This window comes from Sphingobacterium sp. UT-1RO-CII-1 (assembly GCF_026711005.1).
Classification (GTDB): domain Bacteria; phylum Bacteroidota; class Bacteroidia; order Sphingobacteriales; family Sphingobacteriaceae; genus Sphingobacterium.
Map to the genome: position 1 here is coordinate 1 of NZ_JAPPVJ010000018.1, position 3568 is coordinate 3568.

At 36.8% G+C, this 3568-nt stretch carries 4 protein-coding genes; all 4 read left to right on the forward strand.

Annotated features, from left to right (window positions below; all coding sequences use genetic code 11):
* Positions 1-122: 122 nt before the first annotated feature.
* Positions 123-485 carry a hypothetical protein gene (locus tag ORI89_RS19030; RefSeq protein WP_268232109.1) on the forward strand — a complete coding sequence of 121 codons (363 nt, stop codon included), beginning with the start codon at positions 123-125 and terminating at the stop codon, positions 483-485.
* Positions 482-3004, forward strand: a complete 2523-nt coding sequence (locus ORI89_RS19035; RefSeq protein ID WP_268232110.1) for a DNA methyltransferase — start codon at positions 482-484, stop codon at positions 3002-3004. The genes ORI89_RS19030 and ORI89_RS19035 overlap by 4 nt, the downstream gene beginning before the upstream one ends.
* A 5-nt stretch (positions 3005-3009) precedes the next feature.
* Positions 3010-3222: a hypothetical protein gene (locus tag ORI89_RS19040; protein ID WP_268232111.1), complete on the forward strand. Its 213-nt coding sequence runs from the start codon at positions 3010-3012 to the stop codon at positions 3220-3222.
* 72 nt (positions 3223-3294) lie between these two features.
* Positions 3295-3568 (forward strand): DNA cytosine methyltransferase (locus ORI89_RS19045; RefSeq protein ID WP_268232112.1); only part of this gene is annotated, 274 nt, incomplete at its 3' end.

Below are 3568 nucleotides of genomic sequence, written 5' to 3' on the forward strand. Positions count from 1 at the left end.
GCAGCAAGGCAGTTTGCAAATGAAATGGCAGGCGACGGACATTACAACATGTCGGAGATTGACGCATTCGTAGATGGGTTTAACTACTTGTATGAAGACTTGAAAGGAGGCTTAAAATGATAATGTACAACGATAATATTTACGACAGTTTCGAGGAAATTTTTGACGAAATGATTTTCGATTTAGAAGATGGTTCGATCGAGCAGGATGATTTAGTGATACAATACCAAGATTGCAACCTTGAAAAAGTTTTAGACCGAATAGATGTTGAGGAGATAGTAATGGGTCTAGTTGAAGACCGGGACGATGAAGAAGGGATAACATCATCTGCGATTATTAAGCTATTCCAAGACAATATGAATGTCGAAAAAATAATGCAGGAAATGCCATCACTGTATTATCCCGACAACAAAACCAAAACGTTCGACTTACGGGAACTGGACGATTACAAAGAGTATTTAAAGGAAAAGGAGAAAGAAAAATGAATAGAGAATATAAAAAGTTTTTAGAAAGTAAAATTGTTATTGCTGAAAATTTTGGAACCACTATAGATACAAGTTTATTGTCTAACAAACTACTGCCGCACCAAAAGGTTATTGTCCCATGGTGCATCGAGGGAGGTCGCAGGGCTGTTTTCGCAAGTTTCGGATTAGGTAAATCAATGATACAACTTGAGATAGCAAAACAGGTTATTGGCATAACAGGAAAGCCTTTTCTTATCTGCATGCCCCTGGCTGTTGTAGGTGAGTTTAAAAGAGATAACATTTTTTTAGAAACAGGATTCGAAGTTGAATATATAACCGATAGTAATTCAATAGAGGAATACGGCACCAAGATATACTTAACAAATTACGAACGTATTCGCAAAGGTGATATAGATCCTTTAAAGTTCGGAGGGGTTTCTTTTGACGAAGCTTCAATATTGCGCAATCTGAAAACAGAAACTACAAACTACGTTTTACAGTATTTTAAACAGATTCCTTATAGGTTCGTAGCTACGGCCACACCTACCCCAAATGATTTTATTGAGATTCTTAACTATGCGGACTATCTCGGTGTAATTGATCGAGGCCATGCCCTAACTAGATTCTTTCAAAGAGACAGCACCAAGGCTGGACACCTTACACTTTACGAAAACAAGAAAGAAGAATTTTGGAAGTGGGTTGCTACCTGGGCGGTATTCATAAACAAACCTAGTGACCTTGGTTTCGATGATCATGGCTACGACTTACCAAAATTAAACATTCACGAGATAGAGGTGCAGAACCTAACGGATGATGTTATCACTAATAAAAAGGGAGACATCGTTATGTTTAAAGACACCACTAAAAGCCTTGTAGACGTAAGTCGTGAAAAATCTGAAAGTGTTCAAATAAGAGTAGATAAAGCGTTCAATATCGTTCAGGAAAACGGAATAGACAAAAACTGGATTCTTTGGCACCACCTAGAAAGTGAGCGCATGGCCATAGATAAAAAGTTCAAGCCGCAGCCGCACCACAGCGATATAAAATCGGTTTACGGATCTCAAACAAACCAAGAAAAAGAAGATTTGTTAATCGATTTTTCAGAAGGCAAATATCAGATCCTTTCTACAAAACCAAAAATTGCGGGGTCAGGATGCAACCTGCAGCATCATTGTAGCGATATGATATTCGTCGGTATAGATTACAAATTTAACGACTTCATACAAGCAATACACAGGGTTTACAGGTTCGGTCAAACTAAAGAGGTTAATGTATATCTCTTATTTACTCAAAATGAACATGAGGTTCTGAAAACTCTAAAAGAAAAATGGCAAAATCATATTGAGCTACAAACAGAGATGATAAACCTCGTGCGTGAATATGGATTAAACACCAATAAAATAAAATCAGATATGAAACGTCAATTGTTTAGTAATAGAAGATCTGCAGTTGTGGGCGGAGCAACAGTATACAACGAAGATACTACAATAATACATCAAGAAATGCCCGATAACCATACGGATATGATATTGACATCAATCCCTTTCGGTGATCATTACGAATACAGTGATAATTACAACGATTTCGGTCATAACTACGGTAACGAAGGTTTTTTTAAACAAATGGATTTCTTGGTACCTGAGTTATTGCGAACTCTTAAACCTGGGCGTATTGCCGCTATACACGTAAAAGATAGAATTAGATATTCCTATCAGAACGGCACATGTTTTACCACGATAGACGACTTTAGCGGGGATACCGTTAGATGCTTTCGGAAGCACGGCTTTTATCTCGTTGGCAAAATTACTATCACTACAGACGTAGTTCGTGAAAACAATCAAACATATAGATTGACATGGGGTGAACAACGTAAAGATGCTACAAAGATGGGTGTTGGGCTCCCTGAATACGTTCTTTTATTCCGTAAAGCTCCAACAGAAACAAACAATGCTTACGCTGACGATCCTGTTGTTAAGAAAATAGATGAATACCTTCTTAGTCTCTGGCAACTAGATGCACACGCTTACTGGAAGTCAAGTGGAGATAGATTTTTGTCTTTTGAAGAGCTATCAAAATTTGACATGAAGTATATTTTCAATAAGTGGAAAGAATACGATAAATCTACCATCTACAACTTTCAAGAGCATTTACGAGTGTGTAATGATTTATCCGAAGTTGATAGGCTCTCTAAGCTATTTATGACTATACCTCCAACATCTAGTAATGATTTAGTTTGGACCGATATTAATCGAATGAACACACTTAATGCTAATCAGGCTAATAGAAAGAGGGAAAAACATATTTGCCCACTTCAATTAGACATTATCGATCGATTGATATATCGCTTTACAAACGAAGGAGATAAGGTTGATGATCCTTTCGGAGGTCTATTTTCTACAGCTCACCAAGCACTAAAGTTGAACCGTCAAGCGATATCTGCAGAGTTGAATCCAAACTATTATGATGATGGGCTATTTTACTTAAAAGCTCTGGAGTATAAACTTTCGGTACCAACTCTATTCGACACATTGAGCGCCTAACATTAATGACACACAAAGACATTGGAGAAGCATTAGAGCTGTACACAATAGGCATAAGTCTTCAGGAAATATCTGATTACTACGATGTAGACGCTATAGCTCTTAATGCGGTTTTCAAAGAGTTGACAACCTTCAGGAATATTAACGATAGACTCAACAATATTCTAGAAGTAAGACAGAGTATCATCAATAATGATGATTTAATTGATTATCAATAAAATTAATGATTTACCTAACACTAGCCCTTATCAGTCTTTTTAAGTTGGTAAGGGAGCAAATAAAGTAAGATTATGATTAACGCATTTATTTTACAACATAAACCTTTTAAACCTCAAATTGTAGAACATATCGAGGATATACAGTTTATAATAATAGATCTATTTTGTGGCGCAGGAGGAACAACTATAGGTTTTGATAAAGCAAAGAACTCCTGGGGCAGACGTATGGCAATAATAGCTGCATGTGTAAATCATGATCACAAAGCTATACGCAGCCACTGGGAAAATCACCCCGAAGTTTACCATTTTGAAGAAGATATAAGAACGTTAGAACTTTCTCCATTGA